The organism is Caulobacter sp. (genome assembly GCF_039596335.1).
Classification (GTDB): Bacteria; Pseudomonadota; Alphaproteobacteria; order Caulobacterales; family Caulobacteraceae; genus Caulobacter.
In genome coordinates, this window is sequence record NZ_JBCNJZ010000010.1 from 111,448 (window position 1) to 136,957 (window position 25,510).

The 25,510-nt window shown below is 68.6% G+C and carries 20 protein-coding genes and 1 pseudogene; 5 read left to right on the forward strand and 16 right to left on the reverse strand.

From position 1 onward, the window contains the following. Nucleotides 1–60 precede the first annotated feature (60 nt). The 9 genes and pseudogenes from ABDW31_RS20650 to ABDW31_RS20690 form a co-directional block, all read right to left on the reverse strand. Nucleotides 61–3,132, reverse strand: coding sequence for an efflux RND transporter permease subunit (locus ABDW31_RS20650; protein WP_184722578.1), 3,072 nt, complete (start codon nt 3,130–3,132; stop codon nt 61–63). 12 nt (nt 3,133–3,144) lie between these two features. Then, nucleotides 3,145–4,218 (reverse strand): efflux RND transporter periplasmic adaptor subunit, encoded by a 1,074-nt coding sequence (locus ABDW31_RS20655; protein ID WP_343699482.1) that lies wholly within the window; start codon nt 4,216–4,218, stop codon nt 3,145–3,147. A 153-nt stretch (nt 4,219–4,371) separates the two neighbouring features. Beyond that, nucleotides 4,372–5,004 carry a glutathione S-transferase family protein gene (locus tag ABDW31_RS20660; protein ID WP_184722573.1) on the reverse strand — a complete coding sequence of 211 codons (633 nt, stop codon included), beginning with the start codon at nt 5,002–5,004 and terminating at the stop codon, nt 4,372–4,374. Then, nucleotides 5,001–6,173: an acetyl-CoA C-acetyltransferase gene (locus ABDW31_RS20665; protein ID WP_184722571.1), complete on the reverse strand. Its 1,173-nt coding sequence runs from the start codon at nt 6,171–6,173 to the stop codon at nt 5,001–5,003. The genes ABDW31_RS20660 and ABDW31_RS20665 overlap by 4 nt, the downstream gene beginning before the upstream one ends. A gap of 49 nt (nt 6,174–6,222) precedes the next feature. Further along, complete coding sequence (locus tag ABDW31_RS20670) at nt 6,223–6,666, reverse strand: hypothetical protein (protein ID WP_184722568.1); 444 nt, start codon at nt 6,664–6,666, stop codon at nt 6,223–6,225. A gap of 99 nt (nt 6,667–6,765) precedes the next feature. After that, nucleotides 6,766–7,107 (reverse strand): hypothetical protein, encoded by a 342-nt coding sequence (locus ABDW31_RS20675; RefSeq protein ID WP_184722565.1) that lies wholly within the window; start codon nt 7,105–7,107, stop codon nt 6,766–6,768. A 195-nt stretch (nt 7,108–7,302) separates the two neighbouring features. Further along, nucleotides 7,303–7,653, reverse strand: coding sequence for a hypothetical protein (locus ABDW31_RS20680; protein WP_343699483.1), 351 nt, complete (start codon nt 7,651–7,653; stop codon nt 7,303–7,305). Nucleotides 7,654–7,819: 166 nt separating this feature from the next. Beyond that, nucleotides 7,820–8,017, reverse strand: a pseudogene (locus ABDW31_RS20685) (helix-turn-helix transcriptional regulator); the annotation flags it as partial. Between the two features lie 101 nt (nt 8,018–8,118). Continuing rightward, nucleotides 8,119–9,018: a LysR family transcriptional regulator gene (locus ABDW31_RS20690; protein ID WP_343699484.1), complete on the reverse strand. Its 900-nt coding sequence runs from the start codon at nt 9,016–9,018 to the stop codon at nt 8,119–8,121. A 138-nt stretch (nt 9,019–9,156) separates the two neighbouring features. On the opposite strand from ABDW31_RS20690, the gene wrbA reads away from it, so the two are divergent. The 4 genes from wrbA (at nt 9,157) to ABDW31_RS20710 (ending at nt 11,465) form a co-directional block, all read left to right on the forward strand. Next, complete coding sequence (gene wrbA / locus ABDW31_RS20695) at nt 9,157–9,756, forward strand: NAD(P)H:quinone oxidoreductase (protein WP_184722559.1); 600 nt, start codon at nt 9,157–9,159, stop codon at nt 9,754–9,756. A 128-nt stretch (nt 9,757–9,884) separates the two neighbouring features. Next, on the forward strand, nt 9,885–10,013 hold the full coding sequence (locus ABDW31_RS20700; RefSeq protein ID WP_343699485.1) for a hypothetical protein: 129 nt from the start codon (nt 9,885–9,887) through the stop codon (nt 10,011–10,013). A 293-nt stretch (nt 10,014–10,306) separates the two neighbouring features. Next, entirely contained in the window at nt 10,307–11,125 is an 819-nt protein-coding gene (locus tag ABDW31_RS20705) for a flagellin (RefSeq protein ID WP_184722557.1), read from the forward strand. A gap of 184 nt (nt 11,126–11,309) precedes the next feature. Next, nucleotides 11,310–11,465 carry a hypothetical protein gene (locus tag ABDW31_RS20710; protein WP_184722555.1) on the forward strand — a complete coding sequence of 52 codons (156 nt, stop codon included), beginning with the start codon at nt 11,310–11,312 and terminating at the stop codon, nt 11,463–11,465. Here the strand turns inward: ABDW31_RS20710 and ABDW31_RS20715 are convergent. From ABDW31_RS20715 to putA, 4 genes are all read right to left on the reverse strand, one after another. Continuing rightward, nucleotides 11,446–13,059 carry a carboxylesterase/lipase family protein gene (locus ABDW31_RS20715; protein WP_184722553.1) on the reverse strand — a complete coding sequence of 538 codons (1,614 nt, stop codon included), beginning with the start codon at nt 13,057–13,059 and terminating at the stop codon, nt 11,446–11,448. The two genes, ABDW31_RS20710 and ABDW31_RS20715, sit on opposite strands and share 20 nt — an antisense overlap. A 71-nt stretch (nt 13,060–13,130) precedes the next feature. Then, nucleotides 13,131–14,447: a mannanase gene (locus tag ABDW31_RS20720; RefSeq protein WP_184722551.1), complete on the reverse strand. Its 1,317-nt coding sequence runs from the start codon at nt 14,445–14,447 to the stop codon at nt 13,131–13,133. Next, nucleotides 14,444–15,820, reverse strand: coding sequence for an alpha/beta fold hydrolase (locus tag ABDW31_RS20725; protein WP_184722548.1), 1,377 nt, complete (start codon nt 15,818–15,820; stop codon nt 14,444–14,446). Before ABDW31_RS20725 ends, ABDW31_RS20720 begins: the two co-directional genes overlap by 4 nt. A 67-nt stretch (nt 15,821–15,887) precedes the next feature. Then, a complete protein-coding gene (gene putA / locus ABDW31_RS20730; RefSeq protein WP_184724201.1) occupies nt 15,888–18,977 on the reverse strand; it encodes a bifunctional proline dehydrogenase/L-glutamate gamma-semialdehyde dehydrogenase PutA in 3,090 nt (1,029 codons plus the stop codon). A 435-nt stretch (nt 18,978–19,412) separates the two neighbouring features. Between putA and ABDW31_RS20735 the strand changes: the two genes are divergently transcribed. Then, nucleotides 19,413–19,880, forward strand: coding sequence for an Lrp/AsnC ligand binding domain-containing protein (locus ABDW31_RS20735; protein ID WP_172270800.1), 468 nt, complete (start codon nt 19,413–19,415; stop codon nt 19,878–19,880). 1 nt (nt 19,881) lies between these two features. Here the strand turns inward: ABDW31_RS20735 and ABDW31_RS20740 are convergent, their stop codons facing one another. From ABDW31_RS20740 to ABDW31_RS20750, 3 genes are all read right to left on the reverse strand, one after another. After that, nucleotides 19,882–20,745, reverse strand: coding sequence for a hypothetical protein (locus tag ABDW31_RS20740; RefSeq protein WP_184722545.1), 864 nt, complete (start codon nt 20,743–20,745; stop codon nt 19,882–19,884). A 188-nt stretch (nt 20,746–20,933) separates the two neighbouring features. Beyond that, entirely contained in the window at nt 20,934–22,337 is a 1,404-nt protein-coding gene (locus tag ABDW31_RS20745) for an efflux transporter outer membrane subunit (protein WP_184724198.1), read from the reverse strand. Further along, the gene (locus tag ABDW31_RS20750; RefSeq protein WP_184722541.1) at nt 22,337–25,507 is read right to left on the reverse strand and encodes an efflux RND transporter permease subunit; all 3,171 of its coding nucleotides are present in this window, start codon (nt 25,505–25,507) and stop codon (nt 22,337–22,339) included. Before ABDW31_RS20750 ends, ABDW31_RS20745 begins: the two co-directional genes overlap by 1 nt. Between the last annotated feature and the right edge of the window lie 3 nt (nt 25,508–25,510).

Here is a 25,510-nt window from a genome sequence, read left to right on the forward strand (position 1 = left end):
ACCTGACGAAGGGCGCTCGTGTGTTCGATCTGGCCCCCGGCTTTCGCCGGGGAAACGGATCTAGGTCTTCGTCGGCGCCGCGTGGTGACGGCCGCCGAACAGGCGGTGCATCGCGCGTTCCGACCGTGTCTTCAGGCCGTCCATCAGCACGAAGACCACCGGAATGTAGAGCAGCGACAGCAGGGTCGAGGTGATCAGGCCGCCGATGACCGCGATGGCCATCGGGGCGCGGAACTCGACCTCGGCGCCCAGGCCGATGGCGGTGGGCAGCATCCCCGCGCCCATGGCCACGGTGGTCATCAGGATCGGCCGGGCCCGCTTGTGGGCGGCGTCGATGATGGCCGTGCGCTTGTCCATGCCGTGTTCCTGCATCGCCATGATCGCGTATTCGACCAGCAGGATCGAGTTCTTCGCCGCGATGCCCATCAGCATCAGGATCCCGATCAGGGTCGAGATCGAGAAGCTGGACTTGGCCAGCACCAGCAGGCCGAAGGCGCCGCCGATGGCCAGGGGCAGGGCGACCATGATGGTGATCGGGTGGGCGAAGCTGCGGAACAGCAGCACCAGCACGACGTACATCAGCAGGATGCCGGTGACCAAGGCGCCGACGAAGCCGGTGACCATCTCGGCGATGAACTCGGCGTCGCCGGCGGCCACTTCCTTAACGCCGGCCGGCAGGTTCTTGACCGAGGCCAAGGCGTGGACGCGCTTGGTCGCCTCGCCGACGACGATGCCGTCCAGTTCGGCGGTGATGGTGGCCACGCGCGAGCGGTCCTGGCGGCTGATCTGCGAGGGACCGGCGCCGAAGCGGATGTCCGCCACCGCGTTCAGGGGCACGGCGCCCTGGGCGGTCGGCACGCGCAGGGTCTGCAGCACGTTGATGTCCTCACGTGCGCCGTCGGCCAGACGCAGGCGGATCGGCACCTGGCGGTCGCCCAGATTGTACTTGGGCAGGTTCTGGTCGACGTCGCCGATGGTTGCCACGCGGACGGCCTGGCTGATCGCGCCGGCCGAGACGCCGGCCCGGGCGGCCTGGTCGGCGTTGGGCGTCACCACGATCTCGGGACGGGCGATGGCGGCGGTGTTGACCACGTGGGCCAGGCCCGGGACGCTGCGCATCTCGGCCTCGACCTTGCGGGCCGCGGCTTCCAGCTGCGGGCCGTTGTCGCCGACCAGGCTGAGGGTGTAGCTGCCGCCGTTCGACGGGCCGCCGCCGTTGTTGCTGCCTGCGCCGATCCGCGCGCCGGGGATCTCGGCGAACTTGTCGACCATCTGGCGGCTGAACTGCTGCTGGCTGATCCGCTTGCTCTTGTCGGTCAGGTCGGCGGTCACCGAGCCCTTGTTGACGGCGTTGTTGCTGCCGACCGAGGCATAGACCCCGACGACTTCCTCGCGGGCCATCAGCTGCTTGGTGACGCGCTGAACGACGGCGTCGGTTTCGTCCAGCGTGGCGCCCGGGGGCAGCTCGACCGAGAACTGGGCCCGGCCGCGGTCGGCCTGGGGCTGGAACTCGAACGGCAGGCGGGTGGCCAGGAAAATTGAGATGGCGAACAGCGGGATGCCCATCGCCAGGACCTTCCAGCGGTTGGACAGGCCCCACTCCAGGCTCTTCAGATAGGGACCCATCCACGGCGGGTCCTTGTCCTCGTGCTTGTGGTCGGCCTTCAGCATGTAGGCCCCCATCAGCGGCGTCAGCAGGCGGGCGACCACCAGCGAGAACAGCACCGAGACGCAGGCTGCCAGGGCGAAGGCCTTGAAGAACTGGCCGATGATGCCGGGCATGAAGCCCACGGGCGCGAACACCGCCACGATGGTGAAGGTGGTGGCCACGACGGCCAGGCCGATCTCGTCGGCGGCCTCCATGGCCGAGGCGTACGCGCTTTTCCCGCCGCGCATGTGGCGGACGATGTTCTCGATCTCGACAATGGCGTCGTCGACCAGGATGCCGACGGTCAGCGACAGGGCCAGCAGTGTGATGGCGTTCAGCGACTGACCCATCGGCGCCAGGACGGCGAAGGTCGGCAGCAGCGACAGCGGGATGGCCACGGCCGCCAGCAGGGTGGCGCGCCAGTCGCGCAGGAACAGCAGCACCACCAGCACGGCCAGGATGGCGCCGACGATCAGCGCCTCCATCGAGGCCAGATAGCTCTCCTCGATATATTTCACGTTCGAGGTGATCTCTTCGATCTCGACCTCGGGGTGCTCCTTGTCGAGCTTCGCGATGACCTCGCGGATCTTGTGGGCGGTCTGAACTTCAGAGGCGCCGCGCGAGCGGATCATCGAGAAGGTCACGACCTCCTGGCCGTCGAAGCGGGCGCGCGAGCGGGGCTCGGCCCAGTGGTCGGTGACCGTGCCCAGGTCGGCCAGGCGCACCGCACCGCCCGAAGGCAGGGGGACGCGGGTCTCGCGCAGCTGCTCGACCGAGCCGGCCGCGCCCAGGGTGCGGATGGCGCGCTCGGCGCCCGAGATGGTCACGCGGCCGCCGGGCAGGTCGGCATTGGCCGACACCAGGGCCTGGCTGACGGCGGCGGCGGTGACGCCTTGGGCGGCCAGGCGGTCGGGGTCCAGGGCGACCTCGATCTCGCGATTGACGCCGCCGCGGCGGTTGACCTCGCCGACCCCGCGCAGGGCCAGCAGGGCGCGGCTGACGTCGTTGTCGACGAACCAGCTGCGCTGTTCGGGCGTCAGGGTCGGGGCCTTGACGACATAGGTGATCAGATCATCGCCCGAGATGTCGATCCGGTTGACGATCGGCTCCTGCATGTCCTGCGGCAGGGAGCCGCGCAAGTTGGACATGGCGTTGCGCACGTCGTTGGTGACGCGCTCGTGGTCGACGCCCAGCTCGAACTCGATGACCGTGGTCGAAGCGCCGTCGACGACGGTGGAGTTGATGTGGCGGACTTGCCCGAGGCCTGCGATCGAGTCCTCGATCAGGCGGGTGACCTGGGTCTCAAGCTCGCTGGGCGCGGCGCCTGGGCGCACGGCCGTGACCACGACCAGCGGCAGGTCGACGTCGGGATTGTTGTTGATCCGCATGCTGCGGAAGCCGGCGATGCCCGCGATCGTCAGCAGCAGGAACAGCAGGATGACGGGGATCGGGTTCTTGATCGACCACGACGAGATGTTGCGCATCGGAGCGGACCCTTAGCGCTTGGCGGCGGGAGCAGGCGTCGGCGACAGGCCGATGCGCACCAGGTCGCCTTCGCCCAGGAAGCCGGCCCCGTCGACCACTACCTTCTCGCCGGCGGTCAGGCCGGTGGCGGCCACGCGGTCGCCGGTGTTGGTCAGGACGGTGATACGGCGGAAGTGGACCTTCTTGGCCGCGTCGACCACGAACACGCCGGGGCGGTTCTCGCGGTACAGCACCGAGGCGCTGGGCACGACCAGGGCGGGCTGGTCGCCGGCGTCGATGACGGCGCGGGCGAACATCCCCGGACGGAAGCCGCCAATCGACGACAGGGCCACGCGGGCCACGCCCAGGCGGGTGGTGGCGTTGACCTCGGAGGTGACGATGCGGACGCGGCCCGTGGCCTCGCCCACCTTGTCGGAATAGACCCGCGCCGGCATGCCGGCCTTGACCGCGGCCAGATCGGTTTCGGGCAGGTCGGCGTCCAGCTCCAGGCGGCTGTCGCGGACGATCCGGAAGAGCTCGCTGCCGGCCGAGACAATCTGGCCCTTGGTGACGCTGCGGCGGCTGATCATGCCGCCGACCGGGGCGCGGACCGAGGTCTGGGCCAGGCGGGCGGCGGTCTCGGCGCGAGCGGCTTGGGCGGCGGAAAGGTTGGCGGCGGCCGTGCCCTGGCGGGCGGTGGCGGTGTCCAGCGAGGCCTGGCTGAGGTAGCCGCGCGCCTTCAGTTCCTGCGAGCGACCCAGGGCAGCCTGGGCTTCGGCCAAGGTGGCGCGGGCGCTGGCGACGCTGGCGTCCTGCTGGCGCAGCTGGGCGGCGATCAGGCTGTCGTTCAGCTTGACCAGCACCTGGCCGGCCCGGACGACCTGGCCTTCCTCAGCATTGACGGATAGGGCGGTCAGGCCGCCGGTCTCGGCCCCGACCGGAACCTCTTCCCAAGGCGAGATGGTGCCGGTGGCGTTGATCTGGCGGGGGATCGGCTGGCTGGTCACCGTGACGACGCTGACCGTTTGCGCCGCGGCCGGGCCGGTCGGCTTCTTGGCCTTCTTGTCGTCCTTACCGCCGCAGCCGGCCAGAGCGATCGCGCTCACGCCCAGGACCAAGGCTAGGGCGCTCAAGCTCGGGCGGCGCCCATTGATCCGGTAAAGCACGATCGTCCCCAGTGACTGCTGATATCCGACGGCCTTCTAGCCGACAAAACGGCAGTCGCTGAGTTAATTTGCCGTAAGACGATAAGGCCCGGCTCAGAGTGTGGGCGGCGAAACGCTCTGGGCGGTCTGTGCGCTGATGAAGCCCGGACGCGCGCTCATCCGCTCCCAATAGGCGGTCACGGCCGGCGGAAACTGGTCGGACAGCTCCAGAGCCCGCGCCAGCAGCAGCGCGTAGGCCACCGAGATATCGGCCCCGGTGAAGCGCCCGGCCGCGGCGAACGGCGAGGTCTGCAGGATGCGCTCCAGTCCGTCCAGCCGGCCCAGGAACCAGCGGGCGTAGTCGGCGGCCACCTGCGGAATGCGCCGCTCCTCAGGCTCAAGCCGAGCGTAGCGCAGCACCAGGGTCTGCGGGAAGGTCAGGGTCGCCTCGCCGTAGTGCAGGCCATTGAGGTAGTCGCCATAGCCGGCCTCGTCAGGGCGCACCGACAGCGCGCCGCCGCCGTGGCGCATGGACAGATACTCGATCATCGCCGCGGACTCGGTCATCCGCGTGTCGCCGTCGACCAGCAGCGGCACGGTGCCCAGCGGGTTCTCGTCCAGATATTCCCGCGCGCGGAAACGCGGCGGGAACGGCAGGAGCTTCAGGTCGTAGGGAACGCCCAGCTCCTCCAGCGCCCACAGCGGGCGGAAGGAGCGGGCGTCCCGGCAGTGCCAGAGGGTGATCACAGCCGTTCCACGATCGTGACGTTGGCCAGGCCGCCGCCCTCGCACATGGTCTGCAGGCCGTAGCGGGCGCCGCGGTCCTTGAGGGCGTGCACCAGCGTCGTCATCAGCTTGGCGCCGGAGCCGCCCAGCGGGTGACCCAGGGCGATGGCGCCGCCATGGACATTGAGCTTGTCGGGATCGCCGCCGGTGACCTGCATCCAGGCGGTCGGCACCGAGGCGAAGGCCTCGTTGACTTCATACAGATCGATGTCGCCGATCTTCATGCCGGCCCGTTCCAGCGCCCTCTGGGTGGCGGGGATTGGGGCTTCCAACATGATCACCGGGTCGTGGCCGATGACGGTCATGTGGTGGATCCGAGCCAGCGGCTCGACACCCAAGGCCTTCAAGCCCCGCTCGTTGACGATCATCAGGCCGGCCGCGCCATCGCAGATCTGGCTGGAGGTGGCGGCGGTCAGGCGGCCGTCCTCGGTCAGCAGCTTCACCGAGCCGATCGACTCCATCGAGGCGTCCCAGCGGATGCCTTCGTCGATGTCGTGGGTCTCGGTCGCGCCGTCGGGCAGGGTGACCTGGATCGGCACGATCTCGGCGGCGAACTTTCCGGCCTTGGTCGCGGCTGCGGCCCGCTGGTGGCTGGACAGGGCGTAGGCGTCCAGTTCCGCGCGCGACAGGCCGTACTTCTTGGCGATCATCTCGGCGCCGGCGAACTGGCTGAACTGGATGTCCGGGTAGCGGACCTCCATGCGCGGGCTTTTGTAGGTCCCGAAGCCGTTCTTGTAGGGCAGGGCCGAGGACAGGCCCATCGGCACGCGGCTCATGCTCTCGACGCCGGCGGCGATGACCACGTCCATGGCCCCCGACATCACAGTGGCGGCGGCGAAGTGGATGGCTTGCTGCGACGAGCCGCACTGACGGTCGACCGAGGTGGCCGGCACGCTCTCGGGCAGGCCGGAGGCCAGAACCGCATTGCGGGCGATGTTGATGGCCTGTTCGCCGACCTGTCCGACGCAGCCCATGATCACGTCCTCGATCAGGGCCGGATCGGCGCCGCTGCGCGCCACCAGGGCGTCCAGCACCGTGCCGGCCAGATCAGCCGGATGCCAGCCCGAGGCGCGTCCGCCCTTGCGTCCGCCGGCCGTGCGCGCGGCCGCCACGATATAGGCTTCGCCCATGGTCTTCCTCCCGAAGTGTTTTCGGCGGAAGTGAAACAGGCGTTTGGGTCTATGTCAGCGGTGACGCGGCGTCAGGGTTCCGCGATCTTCCGCGGGGCAGGACACCGCAGAGCAAGGCCGCCATGGCCAGGTAGCTGAAGATGCCGCCGCCAGCGATGTAGCCGGCGCGATTGGAAATCTTGGCGTCGGCCAGGGTGGCCAACATCAGGATCAGGGTCAGGCCGTGAAAGCCGCAGGCCCACATCGGCCACCAGCGGTTCGACCGCAGGGCGATGAACAGCAGCACCAGCAGCAGGGCCAGGTCCACGAGGAACACCGCCGTCTGCGGGCCGAACCGCAGGTGGGTCTTGTAGAGCAGGGTGCTGGCGATCCAGGCCAGGATCATGGCGGTGGCGGCCAGGCGCTCCGGCCATCCGCCGCGCCACAGGGCCAGGCCGGTCGAGCCCAACAGTGCGGCCAGGCTGAACCATTGATAGAAATGACTGAACGGCATCGCGCGAGGGTGGCGCCATTCTTCCAGATTGCAACGACCCTCGCCGGGGTAAGCCGACGAGGGTCGCGCATCACGCCGAAGGGCGCGGAAGGCGGGGCCTTAGGCGGCGATGGTCAGGCGGCCCGTGGGCTTTTCGTCGCCCGGCTTTTCCGCGCCCTGGCCGAACGAAACGGACGCCAGGCCCATGTCGCGCTGGGCGACGGACAGATGCTTGTGGGTGGTGACGATGCCGTCGCGGGCGACGCCCAGGGCCTGCATGGTGTTGATCGCTGACATCAGGGCGTCCTGGCCGATCAGGGCCGAGAGGTGCGCCTGCTGGCGGCTGACGGGCATCAGGCCGGCCAGGGCTGCGGTGGAGGCGATGGCGGCGTCGATGGCTTCCTCCGCAGCGAACAGGGCTTCGGCGACGGTTTCGGCGGCCAGGCGGCGTTGCTTGAGCATGAGCGGTCTCCTCACGCCGATCGGGTCGGCGCGTTGCAAGGGTGAAGGCTGTTGCGAAAGGCTCGCCCAAGAGGCGGGCGAGAAGTCTCTAGGGGAAGATGGCTTCCAGAGCGTGCAGGCCGGCGAGGATCGAACCGAACGCGAAAGCGGTCACGATCATCACCGCGGCGATGAAGGCCAGCCTGAGCGGGAGGCTCAGTTCGTTAGGTCGTCCGCCTCCCAGTCCGGAGAGGAGGCTTCGGAGTCCGACAGGAACGTCTCGTCCATCACTGCGCTGGCGATGCACAGGATCTCGCGCATCACCATCTCGGAAGGCTTGAACGGCGCCTGCTTGCGGGTGGCCGCCACCAGCTCGCGCACCATCTCCGCGCTGGCCAGGTTGGCCGACAGGCTGACCAGCTGGCGCTCCAACTCGCCCCAGGTCATCGGCGGCAGGGTCTCGGCCGTGTTCAAGCGGGGCCAGGTCTGCTGGAAGTTCGTCACGTCCTGGCGCAGGTAGGTCACCCGGCCGATGACGTCCTTCTGTAGGGGGGTAAGCTCGTTCACGGAAAACTCCTTCCTCGATGGGGTCAGCTGACCGTGAGGAAGAGCCTTCGCCTAGCCGGGACGGATCGGACCCCGACGCGATAGGAGGGGGTGGCGCGATCGGAGGGGGGGCGCCACCCCGATCGGAGGGTTGGTGCGCGCGGTCGAAGACCCGGCGCGCGGCGTCATAGCGGTCGGCCGCGCCCAGGCGACGGCGGGCCTTGTCCAGGTGCCAGTCGACGGTGTGCTTGGAGAGGCCCAGCTCGCGGGCGATCTCCTTGGAGCTCATGTGGCGATCGACCAGCCGCAGGCATTCGCGCTCACGCTCGGTGAGGCGGTCGAGCCCTTCGATGGGATCCGCGAATGTGGGGTCGCCCTTGTCCATCGATCGGAACCTTAGGCGAACGTTTTTCAGTTCTGCAAGCTTGGCGACATGAAAACTTGGCCATGAAGCGCAGAGCTGCTCATCCGTTGTGTGGCAAGGCTTCAGGCCGCCTGCTGGCGGAAGCGCTGGATCAGGAAGGCGGTGGCCGGACCGGGCGGGGCGTCCCGGCGGTGGATGGCGTGCAGGGCGTAGTGCGCCTCGACCAGTTCGGGCATGTCCAGCCGCACCAGCCGGCCCGTGGCCAGGTCCTCGCGGACCAGCGGCTCGGGCATGTTGCCCCAGCCCAGGCCCTCCTTCAGCAGCAGGTGCTTGGCGCCCAGGTCGGCCAGCCGCCAGGTGTGGGCGCTGGCCACGGCGAAGTCGCGCCCCTGGGTCAGATGCGAGCGGTCGGTCAGCACCAGTTGGGTGTGGCCGCGCCCAGCGCCCGGCGGATTGGGGCCCTGGGACAGCGGATGGTCGGGGGCGGCCACCGGGATCAGCAGGGTGGCGCCCACGGCGATCGTCTCCAGCGCCTCGCCGCCATTGACGACGTCCAGCGGTCCGGCGACGCCCAGGGTGGCGCGGCCGTCCAGCACCATCTGGGTCACCGCCCCCAGGCCCTCGACATGCAGGCGCAGGGTCACGGTCGGAAAGGTCTCGCGAAAGGCCCGCAGGGCGTCGACCACCCGGGCGGTCGGCATCATCACGTCCAGCACCATGTGGACCTCGGCCTCCAGCCCCTGCAGCAGGCCCTTGGCCTTGGCGCGCAGGCCCGCGACGTCGGCGGCGATCAGCCGGGCTTGCGCCAGCACCGCGCGGCCTTCCTCGGTCAGCACCGGCGACTTGGCGGCGTCACGGTCGAACAGGGTCAGGCCCAGCTGCGTCTCCAGATTGGCGATCGCGTAGCTGATCACCGAATTGGCGCGGTTTAGCCGTCGGGCGGCCGCGGCGAACCCGCCCGCGTCGACCACAGTCAGGAAGACAGTCAGCAGGTCCAGGGTCGGGGTGCCGGGTTCGGTCATGGCTTCACTATCGTTCGAAAATCTCGAACATAACAGACGATTTTATTCGGCTGTTTTGCAGGCCTCAGCGGCGCCAAAACCTTCGCCAACGACGAGGGCTGTCGCCTTCGCCTAGACCGCAAGCAAGGAAAAGCCGTCATGGCCAAGGTTCTGGTTCTTTATTATTCGTCCTACGGTCACCTGGAGACGATGGCCAAGGCCGTCGCCGAGGGCGCGATCCAAGCCGGCGCGACCGTCGACATCAAGCGCGTGCCGGAAACCGTGCCGCTGGAGATCGCCAAGGGCGCCCACTTCAAGCTGGACCAGGACGCCCCGATCGCCTCGGTCGAGGATCTGGCCAACTACGACGCCATCATCGTCGGCGCCCCGACCCGTTTTGGCCGCATGGCCTCGCAGGTCGCCGCCTTCTTCGATGCGGCGGGCGGCCTGTGGGCCCGCGGCGCGCTGCACGGCAAGGTGGCCGGCGCCTTCACCTCGACCGCCAGCCAGCACGGCGGCCAGGAAACCACGCTGTTTTCGATCATCACGAACCTGCTGCACTTCGGCACGACCATCGTGGGCCTGGACTACGGTCACACCGGCCAGATGACCCTGGATGAAGTGGTCGGCGGCAGCCCGTACGGCGCCACGACCATCGCCGGCGGCGACGGTTCGCGTCAGCCCAGCGCCATCGAGCTGGACGGCGCTCGCTACCAGGGTCGCCGTATCGCCGAAACCGCGATCAAGCTGCAAGGCTGATCCCGCGACCGGCCGGTCGTCTCCCTCCCCCATCGGTGACCGGCATGAGAGGCCGGCCGGCTCCTTCCCCCTCCCGGGAGCCGGTCGGCCTTTTCTTCGTTGGAGTAAAAAAGAAAGGGAGTCTCTCGATGCGCCGTGTCGCCGGTTTCCTGTCCTCCAGCCTGGTCGGGGGCTGGAAGGTCGTCGCCTACGTCCTGGCCCTGCGGGCCGTGGCCAAGCCCTACCGCTCGCGCAGAGTCTATGTCGCGGACCAGTGAGTCCGGCGACCGGCCTAGACTCTGTAGGTCGCGGGCGTCCTGAGTCTACGGATTCAAGGGCGCGCTCGCACCAGGTTCAAGTTGTGCCATTTTGAAACAAATACTCTAACCTTGATTCAGAGATTTTTACTTTCTCTTCCTTTCACCATTAACAAAATAGACCTGAATCTTCATTTTGATTCAGGATTTTCTCAACGAAGTAGAAAGCTAGGTTGCGGATATTTGGCGTTGGGTAAAATGCCCACCGGCCGTCAAAATGACGCCGGGACACCTCGAATAGGAAGTGTTTCGTCATGGCGCTGAACAGCATCAACACGAACTCGGGCGCTCTGATCGCCCTGCAGAACCTGAACCAAACGAACTCGGAACTGAACGTCGTCCAGCAGCGGATCAACACCGGTAAGAAGGTGGGCAGCGCCAAGGACAACGGCGCCATCTGGGCGATCTCGAAGAACCAGTCGGCGTCGAGCAACTCGCTGAACTCGGTCAAGGACTCGCTGCAACGCGGTCAATCGACCATCGACGTCGCCCTGGCTTCGGGCGACACCGTGATCGACCTGCTCGGCAAGATGAAGGAAAAGGCCCTGGCCGCTTCCGACACCTCGCTCAGCACGGCGTCGTTCAACGCGCTGAAGGCTGACTTCACCTCGCTGCGCGACCAGATCACCAAGGCCGTCGACAACTCGAAGTTCAACGGCGTTTCGATCGCGGACGGCAAGACCACCAAGCTGACGTTCCTCGCCAACGGCGAAGGCGATGGCTTCGACGTCACCGCCCAGACGCTGTCGCTGGACGCCCTGGGCCTGTCGGGTGCGACCTTCGCGACCGCCGCCGACGCCAAGACCATGATCGACACGGTTGCCAAGGCTCTGCAAACCTCGACCAACAAGCTGGCGTCGCTGGGCACCAGCTCGGCCGGCCTGGACGCCCACCTGACCTTCGTCGGCAAGCTGCAAGACAGCCTGGACGCCGGTGTGGGTAACCTGGTGGACGCCGACCTGGCCAAGGAAAGCGCGAAGCTGCAGTCGCTGCAAACCAAGCAACAGCTGGGCGTGCAGGCGCTGTCGATCGCCAACTCGTCGACCTCGTCGATCCTGAGCCTGTTCCGTTAATAGCGGAGCGGTTGGCCGCTTGCGCGGTTGACGAGCCTCAGAAAGGGCGGACCTTTGGTCCGCCCTTTTTTCTTGTCCGCTCGCCCAAGCCGGCAAGCTTCAGCACGATTCCTTGGTTACCCTGGCGTTAACCAGCAACGCCTTGATCCTCAAAACCATTTTAGGTTTCAGGAGGAGCTTCTGGGTGACCTACGACGAGCGTCAGGCGTGGATCGAGCTGTGGCGAGCCGTGTTCGGCGAGCCGCCCGCGATCGAGGTCGAGTCTGAGCTCGCCGCCCGGATCCTGGTCGACTGCCTGCCGCCGGTTCTTCCCTACGAATTCAAGTCCCGAACTGAGTGAACGGCACCTGGTTGAAGAACTCGCGCTCGACGCCGCGGGGGTCGTCTTCCTGGCGCGAGACGGTGTCGAACACCATCGTCTGGCGGCGCTTCAGGTCGTAGGGCTCCCACTTGGGCAGGGCGCCGCCGTTCGGATCGCCGGTGCGGGCGAAGTTGATGAAGGCGTCGCTCATCGTGTTGGACATGGCCACCGAGTCCGGCCCCGTGCCGACGATCGAGCCCTTGGCGTCCAGCGTGCCGAACACCAGGCCGATGTCGATGGTGTGCGGCGCGCCGAAGATCCCGCCCTCCTTGGGCGACTTCCAATTGACCTGATAGGCGTAGGCCGGAGCGCCGGCGCGGGCCCGCTCCTCGTCCTGGATGATCGCGGCCTTCCACGAACGGCCGGCGGTCGAAGCGGCGAAATAGACGTCCGACGGCGAGTAGTTCGGATAGGTCTTCCGGTAAAAGGCCACCACCGTCTCGGGATCGATGTCGATGCGGGCGGCGAACTGGCCGGGCAGGCGGGCAATCACTTCTTCCCAGGTCTTGGGGAAGGCCTTGGCGTCGAAGCCGATGAAGCCCTTGGTCTCGTCATGGGTGTTGCCGCACATCATCGGCACGGACAGGCCCACCGGCGAGGCGTCGGGGAAGAACGGGTGGCGGGTCAGGCTGCGCTGGTCCAGCGTCGGGCCCATATAGACCCCGCCGGCCGCAGCGATCGGGTCGATGGCCTTCAGCCCCGCCAGCATCTGGTCGGCGGGCAGGGCGCGCAGGGCCGCCAGGTCCTTGATCCCCAGCTTGTCCAGGAAGGCCTGGGCGCGGCGGGTGGCGTTGAACGGGCCGCCGACCGTGACCTGCTGGCCGCTCATGGTGGCGGCGCGGTGGAAGAGGCCTTTGGCGCTGGGCATGCCCATCAGGGTGGCGATCTTGGCGCCGCCGCCCGACTGGCCAAACAGCATCACGCAGTCCGGATCGCCCCCGAAGGCGGCGATGTTGTCGCGCACCCACTGCAGGGCCAGCACCAGGTCCAGCTGGCCGGTGTTGCCGCTGTCGGCCACCGACGGATCGTTGAACAGGCGGGCCAGATACAGATAGCCGAAGGCGTTCAGGCGGTGGTTGACCGTGACCACGACGACGTCGCCGCGCTTGGCCAGCTTGGTCCCCTCGTACCAGGGGCTGGCGCCCGAGCCGCCATTGTAGGCGCCGCCATGGATGTAGAACATCACCGGCCGCTTGGCGCCGTCAGCCAGGCCCTTCTTGCCCGACTTTGCCGGCGTCCAGACATTGAGGAACAGGCAGTCCTCCGAAAGGGTCTCGCCCTCTTCGCCCTTGCCGGTCTGCATCGACGCCGCGCCATAGGCCAGGGCGTCCTTCACGTCGGTCCAGGGTTCGGGTTTGACCGGGGCGGCGAAGCGGCGCGCGCCGCCGGCGTCGGCCCCGTAGCGCAGGCCCTTGAAGACGCTGACCCCGTCCTGGACATAGCCGCGCACCTTGCCGTTGGTGGTCGCCACGACGGGCGAGCGGGGCTGAGCGGCGTAACCGACGACCGGCAGGGCGGCATAGGCGGTCAGGGCGGCGGCGCCGGTGATCAGGGTGCGGCGAGTGGCGGTCATTAAGGAGTCCTCCAGCGCTTCTTGGAGCAGCTTGGCGGTACCGGTAGCACGCGTGACACCGGTGACAATGACTAAATGGCGCGCACTGCCGCCGCGTGCCGACGGATCACCTCGAGCGTGGAGGCGTCGCTGTCGAAGACGCCGTACAGGCCTTGTTCCTCCTGCGGGGGATCACCGACGAAGGCCTTGTCGCCCGGCGCGAACCAGGCGTCGGGGTGCTGGGCGCGGCCCTCGCCGTTCCAGGCCCAGAAGTTGGTCCCCGCCAGCGGCCCACCGGCCTTCATGTCGGCCAGGGTCAGGTCGTAGATGGTCTGGTAGAAGCGGTCCTTGTCGGCCGTCGCCGAGCCGGGCGCGAAGGCGCGGGCGTCGCGGGCCAGGCCGAACTCCTCGATTACCAGCGGCTTGTTCAGCTGTCGGGCCATCGCGATGTGGCGCGCGACATAGTCGCGGCAGCGCGCCTCGCCGGCGGCATAGGTAGCGGCCGGGTTCTTGGCGTCGATCCAGCTCCAGTTGTTGGGCCAGATGTGCGCCGTCACATAGTCGATGCTGACGGGCCGGTGAGCGTCCAGCACGCAGCGCTCCTGGTTCAGGCAGCCCATTTCGCCCTCGCTGCCGGTGCTGACCAGGTGGCGCGGATCCAGGGACTTGATGAAGGCCGAGGTGTTGGCGATCCAGCGCTGGTAGATCGACATGTTGAACACGCCGAAGATCTGTGACCCGCCCGGCCGAGGCTCGTTGGCCAGCTGCCAGGCCATGAGGGTCGGATCGTCGCGATAGGGCTTGCCGGTGACGGTGTTGGTCCGCCCGACCAGGCTCTTCACATAGCGGCGGAAGAGGGCGTTGGCCTTGGCGTCGCCATAGAACCGGGCGGCATAGTCCGGATATTCCGGCCACGGATGATCGGCGTCGCCATGCTGGAACCAGGTCCCGTTTTCGACCCAGCGCAGATAGGCCGGCATGCCGCCCGACCAGTCCCAGAAGTTGTTCAGATAGATCACCGCCTTCATGTTCCGCGCCGCCATCTCGGCCAGCAGCACGTCCAGGCCCTTCAGCAGGTCGGTGTCATACTCGCCAGGGCGCTCCTGGAAGGTCGGGCTGACCGCGGCCCGGGCCGGCGAGCGCTCGCCCGCGCCCAGCACCCGCAGGTTGGTGACGGCGAGCGCCTGCAGCCGGTCGAGCTCCCGCGTCAGGCGCGCGCGGTCGCCATAGGCCGCCGAAGCGCCGAGCCAGGCCCCGTACCAGAGGTTGGCGCCGACGAAACGATAGGGCCGGCCGTCCAGGCTGAGGCGGCCGTTCTTCACCGCGACGAACCCCTTCGATGAGCGCGCGGCGCCCAGCATCGGCAGGGCGGCCAGCGCCGCCAGCAGGGCGCGGCGCGACGGGGTCATCGGCCGACGCCGGCGTGGGCGACGGTCCAGTCGACGATCGCCGTCAGCGCCGCCGGGGCCATGGTCTCCTCGATCGCGGCATATTCGCCGATCAGGCCGGTCCCGGCGGTCTGGAAGAGGTGGTTCAAGCCTGGAAACTGTGTGGTTGTCAGGTCGGCGCCGACCGGCAGTCCGGCCCGGATCGCCTCCAGGTTCTGGGCGGCCGGAACCTGGGTGTCCTTGCCGCCGCCGACGGCCAGCACCGGGACCCGGATGCGGCCCAGGTCGGCCCGCGGATCGAAGCGCACGAAGGAGCGATAGTGCGGTGACAACAGGGGCTTCAGCTGGGTCTGGCGCTGGAGCGCGCCGGCCGGCGCGCCGTTGCGGTCGAAGATGGCGTTCAGGGCTGCAGCGGCGCTGGCCTCGTCCTGCGGCGAAGCCACGACATCCATCAATTGGCGCTGAAGGGTTTGGGCCGTGCCGATGGCGCTGGCCGGTGCGCCGGAGGCGCCCAGGATAGTCCCCACCTGCGAGACGATCAGATCGCCGCCGCGCACGCCCGGCGCCGCCAGCAGGGTGACGAAGGCGACTTTCGGATCGGCCGCCGCGGCGCGAATGGCCAGGGTCCCGCCCTCGCTGTGGCCCAGCAGGCCCACGCGCGCCTTGTCGATCTCCGGGCGGCCGCGCAGCCAGGCGAGGCTGGCGGCCACGTCGCTGAGCTGGTCGTCCAGGGTCGCGTCCGCCGCCGGTGGGGCCGAGCCACCCATGCCGCGGTCGTCGACGCGCAGCACCGCCACGCCCCGCCGGGTCAGGGCGTCGGCCAGCAGCAGGAACGGCTTGTGGCCGAAGATCGTCTCGTCGCGATCCTGCGCGCCCGAACCGGTGATCAGCAGCACCGCCGGGAACGGACCTTGGCCCGGCGGCAGGGTCAGGGTCCCGGCCAGACCCAGGCCCGACGCCGGATTGGCGTAGGTCACGTCCTGGGCGCGATAGGGGAAGGGCGGCTTGGGCGTCTGCGGCCGTTGGATGTCGATGGCGGTGGCGGCCGTGCGGGTCATGACCAGCGGGGCGGCGCCGCCGCCCTGACGCCATTGGCCCTGCAGGGTCTTGCCGTCTGCCGACAGGGTTCCCTCGAAGCTGGCAGCCGCGATCGCCAGCTCCAGCCGCGCCTTGCCGTCGGCGAAGGCGGCGCGGGCGGGAAGGCCCATCGCCTTCTGGGCCAGGCTGTCCAGCGTGGCCGAGCCGTCCGGCTTGATGTGGAAGATCAGCGGCAGCTTGCCGTTGGGCGCGTCCAGCACGCCGGACCAGTCGCCGGCGATCGGTCCAGCCTGGGCCAGGGCGACCGCGGGCGCGAGCAGGGCGGCGACGAGCGCCACGCGAGACGGATGACGCATCTGACCTACACTCCCCCGAACCGAGGGCGAGTGTAGGTCATGCGCGCGGCGGTTGTGAAGCCGCGTCCTACAGGTTCAGCAACGCCGGGTCGCCGCCCTGGGCGGTGATGTTGATGCTGACCGCACGCTCGACGGCAAAGCGCAGCAGGGCGTGGGGGCCGCCGGCCTTGGGACCAGTGCCCGACAGGCCCTCGCCGCCGAACGGCTGGACGCCCACGACCGCGCCGGTCATCGAGCGGTTCACATAGGCGTTGCCGGCCGGGACCAGGCGCTGGACGTCGGCCGCGAAGCTCTCGATCCGCGAGTGGATGCCCAGGGTCAGGCCATAGCGACGGGCAGCCAGGGCGCCGGCGACTTCGGCCAGGTGCTCGGGCTTGTAGCGGACCACGTGCAGCACAGGGCCGAACACCTCGCGCTCCAGGAAGTCGGCGGCCGGGATCTCGGCCAGCACTGGGGCGAAGAAGGTCCCGCCGGCCGGGGTCTCGAGGGCGTGCAGCACCTTGGCTTCGCGCTTCAAACGCTCGTGGTGCTTGACCAGGGCGTCCTTGGCCTCGGCGTCGATCACCGGGCCGACATCGGTGAGCGCCTGGGCCGGATCGCCCAGGACTAGGGCGTCCATCGCGCCCTTCAGGCCGTCGATGATGTGGTCGGCGGTGTCTTCCGGCAGGAACAGCAGGCGCATGGCCGAGCAGCGCTGGCCGGCCGAACCGAAGGCGCTGACGATGACGTCGTCGATGACCTGTTCGCGCTGGGCGGTGGTGTCGACGAACATGCCATTGAGGCCGCCGGTCTCGGCGATGAACGGCACGATCGGGCCCTGACGCTGAGCGAGCGTCTGGTTGATGCGCCAGGCGGTGTCGGTGCCGCCGGTGAAGGCGACGCCGTCCAGGCCCTCATGGCTGGTCAGGGCTGCGCCGACGGTCTCGCCGCGGCCGGGCAGCAGGGCCAGCAGGCGGCTGTCCAGGCCGGCGGCGTGATACAGCTTCACGGCCTCGAAGGCGATCAGCGGCGTCTGCTCGGCGGGCTTGGCCAGCACGGCGTTGCCGGCGGCCAGGGCGGCGGCGATCTGGCCGGTGAAGATGGCCAGCGGGAAGTTCCACGGGCTGATGCAGACGAAGACGCCGCGCCCGGCCAGGCGCAGGGTGTTGGTCTCGCCGACCGGGCCTTTGAGGATCTCGCCGTCGCCGAACTGATCCTCAGCCAGCACCGCGTAGTAGCGGCAGAAGTCGACGGCCTCGCGGACCTCGGCGATGCCGTCCGACAGGGTCTTGCCGGCCTCGCGCGCCAGGATGGCGATCAGGCGGTCGATATTGGCTTCCAGCGCATCGCCCATGGCGCGCAGCATCTTGGCGCGGGCCGGGCCGCCAGCCAGGTCCCAGGCCGGTTGCGCGGCGCGGGCCAGGCGGAAGGCCTCGTCGATCTGCGGGATCTGGGCTTCGGAGACCGCGCCCACGACCTTGCCTTCGTTGGCCGGGGCCACGACCGGCAGCGGCGGGCCGCCGGCGGCGACCTTGCCGGCCACCAGCGGACCGGCTGACAGGGTGACGGTGTCCAGCGCGGCGACAGCCTTTTCCAGGCGCTCGCGGTCGGCCTTCACCGACAGGTCCAGGCCGGCCGAGTTCTGGCGGCGCGGGCCATAGACATCGATCGGCGTCGGGATCTTGGCGTGGCGGTCGGGGTGGGCTTCCACCGTGTCGATCGGATCGGTGACGACCTTCTCGACCGGCACGCGCTCGTCCAGCAGGGCGTGGACGAACGATGTGTTGGCGCCGTTCTCCAGCAGGCGGCGAACCAGATAGGGCAGCAGGTCCTCGTGACCGCCGACCGGGGCGTAGGCCCGCAGGGTGATGCCGTCATAGAGGTCGTCGGCGGCCTTGTAGAGCGCCTCGCCCATGCCGTGCAGGCGCTGGTGCTCGATCTTGACGCCGGCGTTCTTGGCCATGCGCACCACGGCCGCCAGGGTGTGGGCGTTATGGGTGGCGAACTGGGCGTAGAGGTGCGGAGCCGCGCCGATCAGGGCCTTGGCGTTGACCAGGTACGACAGGTCCGTCGCCGGCTTGGTGGTGAACACCGGATAATCCGGACGGCCGGCGACCTGGCCGCGCTTGATCTCGCTGTCCCAGTAGGCGCCCTTGACCAGGCGCACCATCAGGCGGCGACCGGTTTCCTTCGACAGCGCCTCCAGGCGGGCGATCACCTCGCCGCAGCGCTTCTGATAGGCCTGGACGGCCAGGCCGAGGCCCTGCCAGTCGCCCAGTTCCGGCTCGCGGCACAGCTTGTCCAGCAGCTTCAGCGACAGGGCCAGGCGGTCGGCCTCTTCGGCGTCGATCGTGAAGTTGAGGTTGTGGCGCGCGGCGATCTTGGCCAGGCGCAGGGTGCGGGGATAGAGCTCCTCCCACACGCGATCCTCGTGGGTGGCCTCATAGCGCGGGCACAGGGCCGACAACTTGACCGAGACGCCGTGACCGGCTTCCGGACCGGCGCCCTTCGACAGGCGACCCACGGTCTCGATGGCGTCGGCGTAGGACTTCTCATAGCGCTCGGCGTCGGCGGCCGTGCGGGCGCCTTCGCCCAGCATGTCGAAGCTGCACATGTCGCCGTCATTGGCGGCGCGCTTGATGGCGGCCTCGATCGTCCGACCCAGGACGAACTGCTCGCCCATGATGCGGATGGCCTGGCCGACGGCGGCGCGGATGACGGGCTCGCCCAGGCGGCCGGCCAGCTTCTTGACGAAGCCGGGCAGGTCCTTCTTGGCCTCGTCGTCGGGCTCGACGATCTTGCCGGTCAGCATCAAGCCCCAGGTCGAGGCGTTGACGAACAGGCTGTCGCTGCCGCCCAGGTGCGAGGCCCAATCGGCCGAGCCGATCTTCTCGGCGATCAGCTTGTCGCGGGTGTCGTCGTCGGGGGTGCGCAGCAGGGCCTCGGCCAGGCACATCAGGGCCAGGCCCTCGCGGGTGCCCAGGCTGAACTCCTGCAGGAAGCTCTCGACCACGCCCTGCTTGCGGACGCTGCGGCGCGCGCCGCGCACCAGGGCCTCGGCCTCGGCGCGGACGGCGGCGCGATCCTCGGCCGACAGGGGCTTGGCGGCCAGCAGGTCGGCGATCACCGCGGCTTCGTCGCGATACTTGCCGTCGTCGAGGCTGTCCCAGTTGGCCAGGTCGGTCATGGTCGGTTCCGTTGTTGAGATATCGTCGGTCTAACTTGCCTTCGAGCAAAGGTGCTTCGTTTGTTTGGCTGCCGCGTCGTCGCTTCTTCGGTCAAAGCGCGAAAAACGATCGTCGGCTCCAGCAGGCGCGCACGGGCGCGGCGAAGGATGCGCCGGAAGCGGGAATGGAGAAAGAGGGGGAGGGAGGAAGGGACGTCTGGTGGGGGAGACGCTGACGTCCCTTCCTCTCATGCGCGACGCCCAGCTAGGGGGAGAGGGGTGAGCGTCGCGTCGGCTCCAGTGCGGTCTGACCGCTTTCGTCGGCGCCCTTTGAGGAGGGGGAGGGGCGCCGGCGGGCTGGAACGATCGAAGGTGTAACCTTAAGCTTGCCGAATGTGCTACGTTTGTCGTTGTTCGTTTTCGAAGCTTCTTCGGTGATATCGCGATATGGCCATTTCCGCTCTTGATGACACCGATCGCAGGCTGTTGAAAGTTCTGCAGGCTGACGGACGGATCACCAATGCCGAGCTGGCCAAGCGCTGCAACCTGTCACCGGCGGCCACCTTCGATCGCGTGCGCCGCCTGCGCGAGCGCGGCTACATTACCGGCTACGCGGCGTTGCTGGACCCGGCCAAGGTCGACCGGGCCCTTCTGATCTTCGTGGAAGTGGTGTTGGAGCGCACCACGGGCGAGACCTTCGAGGACTTCGCCGCGGCCGTCCGCCGCGCGCCAGAGATTCTGGAATGCCACATGGTGGCCGGCGGCTTCGACTACCTGATCAAGGCCCGCGTGCGCGACATGGAGGCCTATCGCAACTTCCTCGGCGACATCCTGGTGAAGATGCCGGGCGTGCGCGAGACGCGGACCTACGCCGTGCTGGAAGAGGTCAAGAGCACGGTGCAACTGCCGCTGTAGGCTACTTCTTCGCCGCCGCGATCCACGCCCGCTCGTTGGCCAGGTCCAGCGTCACCACCCAGTCCTTGAGCACCGGCACGCCGATGTTGCCGTCGAGGACCAGGTCCATGACCACGGCTTGGGCGTCGATCTTGGGGCCGCCCTCGACCGACATCTTGATCGGCTGGCGATCCTTGCTGTCCGGGTTCAGACCCAGCAGGGCGGCGTTGTGCTGGGCGACGACGACGGCGCCGTTGCTGCCGCTGTCCAGTTCCATCCAGACCGCGCCCTTGGGCGTGGGGACCGGCACGAACGGGGTCAGGGCCAGGCCGCCGGCGTCGCGGGCGAAGCGCACCGGGACCTCGGCGGCGCCCTTGATGCGGGCCTTGAAGCTGGCGGGGGTCTCGATCACCAGGCGCTGAGCGCCCAGGTCCAGGGTCACGGCGCGGCCGGCGAAGGCGTCGAGCGCCACCGAGCCGTCCAGCGGCGGCGAATTGGGCGGCAGCAGCTTGGCGAAGTCGAAGACGCCCACGGTCGGCGGGCTCAGGGTCACGCCGGCCGCCTCGATCGCGACCTTGTCGCAGCGCTCTAGGTCGACGCGGTCGCCGCGCATGCGGTGGCCGGTGATGCGGCCCCAGGGCTGGCAGCCGATGCTCTTGGCGGCGGCGGGGGTGATGGCGGTCAGGCCGCCGGCGGTGTCGATCAGGAGGCGGCGGGGCACGCCGTCAATCTTGGCCTCGAACGACCACAGCACGCCCAGATAGGGCTCCAGGGCGATGGTCGCGGGCTGGGCGGGCGGCGTCGGCGCGACCTTCTGGGCCTGGGCCTGGGCCGGGACGGCGGCGAGCAGCAGGCCGGCGGCCAGGAGCGGGGAGGGAAGGCGCATGCGGACCTCGGCGAAGCTGATCAACCTTGGGTCGCGTATGTGGCGGGCGCTGTAAAGCGGAAAAAGGGGTGGAAGGGGCGGCTCCAGGGGTGGGGGAAAGGAGGCGCCCCTTCCGTTCGCGGCCATCGGGGGGGAGTGATGACCGCGAACTCCCCCGGCCGCGAGGCCGGGGAAGGGGTAGAAGGGCCTCAGGCTGCGGGCGCGCCGCCGCCGAGGGTCTTGTAGAGGGCGACCAGGTTGGCGGCCCGGGCCAGGCGCACGGTGATCAGGCCCTGCTGGGCCGTGTACAGGGTGCGCTGGGCGTCCAGCTGGGTCAGGGCGCTGTCCAGGCCGGCGTCGCGACGCTGCAGCGACAGGCGCTGGCTGTCGGACGCGGCCTCGACCAGGCGTTCCTGCGAGGCCAGGCGGTCGGTGACCGTGGCGCGCACCGACAGGGCGTCGGACACTTCGCGGAACGCGGTCTGCACCGCCTTCTCGTAGGTGGCCACGGCGATGTCGCGATCGGCCTTGGCGCCCTTCAGGTTGGCGATATTGGCGCCGCCCGCGAAGATCGGCAGGCTGATCTGGGGCGAGAAGCTCCAGGCCTTGGTGCCGGCGTCGAACAGGCCCGACAGCTGGTTGTTGGTCGTGCCGTACTGGCCGGTCAGGCTGATGCGCGGGAAGAACGCCGCCCGGGCCGCGCCGATATTGGCGTTGGCGCCTTGCAGCTGGTGCTCGGCGGCCAGCACGTCGGGACGACGCAGCAGCACGTCCGACGGGAGACCCGCCGGCAGGTCGGCCAGGATCGTCGTCTCGGCCACGCCCTCCGTCGGCAGCAGGTTCACCGGCACCTCGGTCCCGGCCAGCAGGGTCAGGGCGTTGCGGTCCTGAGCCACCTGGGCGGTGTAGGTGGCGACATCGGCGCGAGCGGTCTCGGCCAGGGTCTGGGCGTTGCGCAGATCCAGGCGCGAGCCGACGCCGCCGTCGACCTGTTGCTGGACCAGGCGCAGCGACTCCTCGCGGGTGCCCAGGGTCTCCTTGGCCAGCGCCAGGCGGTCCTGGTCGGCGGCCAGGGTCAGCCAGGCCGTCGCGGTTTCAGAGATCAGCGAGATCCGGGCCGCGCGGCTGTTTTCCTCGGTCGCGAAGAAGCTCTGCAGCGCCGCGGCGCTGAGGCTGCGGACGCGGCCAAACAGGTCCAGCTCATAGGCGCTGACGCCCAGGTTGGCGCTGTAGATCGTGGTGTCGATCCCGACGCCGAACTGCGAGCCGGCGGCCGGTTGGTGGATGCGTTGCTCGGAGAGCACGCCGTTCACCGCCGGCAGCAGGGCCGCCCGCTGGATGCCGTATTGGGCGCGGGCCTTCTCGATGTTCAGCACCGCCACGCGCAGGTCGCGGTTCTGCTGCAGGGCTAGGTCGACCACGCCTTGCAGGCGTTGGTCGAGCAGCACCTGGCGCCAGTCGAGGTCGGCGGCCGACACCGAGCTGGTGGGCTCGGGCGTCGGCGTGGACCAGGCTTGAGCCGTCGGCATGGCCGGCCGCTCGTACTTGGGCGCCAGGGTGCAGGCGCCGACCGCCGTGGAGGCGATCAGGGCCAGGAAGAGGTTGCGCAGCATCATTGGTGAGCCTCGGAGGCCGGGACCTCGCCGCCGTGCTCGGCGACGGCCGCATCATGGCCGGGGTGCTTGGGTTTGAAGATCTTCTCGACGACCACGAAGAACAGCGGGACGAAGAAGATCGCCAGGATGGTGGCCGAGATCATGCCGCCGATCACGCCGGTGCCGATGGCGTGCTGGGCGCCGGAGCCGGCCCCGTTGGAGATCGCCAGCGGCAGCACGCCGAAGACGAAGGCCAGCGAGGTCATGATGATCGGGCGCAGGCGCAGGCGGACCGCCTCCAGCGTGGCTTCGATCAGGCCCATGCCCTTCTCGTACAGGTCCTTGGCGAACTCGACGATCAGGATGGCGTTCTTGGCGGCCAGACCCATGGTCGTCAGCAGACCGACCTGGAAGTAGATGTCGTTGCTGAGGCCGCGGGCGAAGGTGGCCAGCAGGGCGCCGACGATGCCCAGCGGCACCACCATGATGACGGCCAGCGGGATCGACCAGCTTTCATAGAGAGCGGCCAGCAGCAGGAACACCACCAGGATCGAGATGCCGTACAGGGCGGGCGCCTGGTTGCCGGACTCCTGTTCCTGGGCCGACAGACCGGTCCATTCGAAGCCGATGCCGGGCGGCAGCTTGGCGGCCAGGGCCTCCATCGCCGCCATCGCCTGGCCCGAGCTCTTGCCCGGCGCCGGGGCGCCTTGCAGGTTGATCGAGGACAGACCGTTGTAGCGTTCCAGGCGCGGCGAACCGAAGGTCCAGTCCGACGTGGCGAAGGCCGGGAAGGGCACCATCTGGCCGCTGCTGTTGCGGACGTACCAGCGGTTCAGGTCTTCCGGCGTCATGCGGAACTGGGCGTCAGCCTGCATGTAGACCTTCTTGACCCGGCCGCGGTCGACGAAGTCGTTGACGTACGAACCACCCCAGGCGGCGCTGAGCGCGCTGTTGATGTCGGCGGTGGTCAGGCCCATGGCGCCAGCCTTGGCCTGGTCGACCTCGATCCGCAGCTGCGGGGTGTCTTCCTGACCGTTCGGGCGAACGCCCGCCAGGTTCGGATCCTGACCCGCCATGCCCAGCATCATGTTGCGGGCGTTGACCAGGGCTTCGTGACCGACGCCCCCGACGTCCTGCAGCTGGAAGTCGAAGCCCGACGAGGTGCCCAGTTCCGGCACGGCCGGCGGGATGATCGGGAAGACCATGGCGTTGCGGATCTGCGAGAAGGCGCCCATGGCCCGGCCGGCGACGGCCGGGGCCTTGAGGTTGGCGGCCTTGCGCTCGTCGAAGTCCTTCAGGCGGGTGAAGGCCATACCGGCGTTCTGACCGGCGCCCGCGAAGCTGAAGCCAGAGATCGTGAACACCGACTGCACGGCGTCCTTCTCGTTCTTCAGGTAGTAGTCGCGGACCTGGGTCAGGACGGCTTGCGTCTTTTCCTCGGTCGCGCCGGCGGGCAGCTGGACCAGGGTCATCATGATCCCCTGGTCTTCTTCCGGCAGGAAGGCGCTGGGCAGGCGGACGAACAGCAGGCCCATGGCGACCAGGATCGCGGCGTACACCGCCATCCAGCGACCGCTCTTGCCCAGGATGCCGCGGACGGAACCCTGGTAGCGCGTCGACATGTCGTTGAAGCTGCGGTTGAACCAGCCGAAGAAGCCCTTCTTGTCGTCGTGGTGACCGGCTTCGACGGGCTTGAGCATGGTGGCGCACAGCGCCGGGGTCAGGATCAGGGCGACCAGCACCGACAGGGCCATGGCCGAGACGATGGTGATCGAGAACTGACGGTAGATCACGCCTTGCGAGCCGCCGAAGAAGGCCATCGGCACGAACACCGCCGACAGCACCAGCGCGATGCCGATCAGGGCGCCGGTGATCTCGTTCATCGACTTGCGGGTGGCTTCCTTGGGCGAGAGACCCTCTTCGGACATCACGCGTTCGACGTTCTCGACCACGACGATGGCGTCATCGACGAGCAGGCCGATGGCCAGTACGAGGCCGAACATGGTCAGGGTGTTGATGGAGTAGCCGAACAGCGCCAGCACGCCGAAGGTGCCGAGCAGGACGACGGGGACGGCGATCGTCGGGATCAGCGTCGCGCGCCAATTCTGCAGGAACAGGAACATGACGATGAAGACGAGGATGATAGCCTCGATCAGCGTCTTGATCACTTCGTGGATCGACAGCTCGACGAACGGGGTCGAGTCATACGGCACGACGTACTTGTAGCCAGCCGGGAACGACTTCTCGAGCTGCGACATCCGCTCCTTGACCGCCTTGGCGGTGTCCAGGGCGTTGGCGCCGGGCGCCAGGCGGATGGCGATACCCGAGGCCTGATGACCGTTGAACTTGGCCAGCGAGCCGTAGTTCTCGGCGCCCAGTTCGACGCGCGCCACGTCGGCGAGGCGAACGGTGGCGCCGCCCGTGCTGTTCTTGACGATGATCTGGCGGAACTGTTCCGGCGTCTGTAGGCGCGACTGGGCGGTGATCGTGGCGTTCAGGCCCGTGCCCGGCAGGTTGGGCGTGCCGCCCAGCTGGCCGGCCGAGACCTGGGCGTTCTGCGCGCGCACGGCGGCGGCGACGTCGGCCGGGGTCAGGCTGAAGCTGGCCAGCTTTTGCGGGTCCAGCCAGATGCGCATGGCGTACTGGGCGCCGAACAGCTGGATGTCGCCGACGCCGTCGACACGACTCAGCGGGTCCTGGATGTTCGAGGCCAGATAGTCGGCCAGGTCGGTGTTGGTGGTCTTCGGATCCTCGGAATAGAGGCCCACGACCATCATGAAGTTACGGGCCGACTTGGCGACCGTCAGGCCCTGCTGCTGAACTTCCTGCGGCAGAAGGGCGGTGGCCGTCTGCAGCTTGTTCTGCACCTGCACCTGGGCGATGTCGATGTCGGTCCCGGCCTTGAAGGTCAGGGTGATCGTGGCCGAACCGGCGCTGTCGCTGGTCGACGACATATATTCCAGGCCGTCCAGGCCCTTCATTTTCTGTTCGATGACCTGGGTGACGCTGTCCTCGACCGTCTTGGCCGAGGCGCCCGGATAGACGGCCGCGATCGAGACCTGGGGCAGGGCGATTTCGGGATACTGCGCGACCGGCAGGGTCCGGATGGCGAGCGCCCCGGCCAGCATGATCACGATGGCGATGACCCATGCGAAGATGGGCCTGTCGATGAAGAAACGGGAAAGCATCGT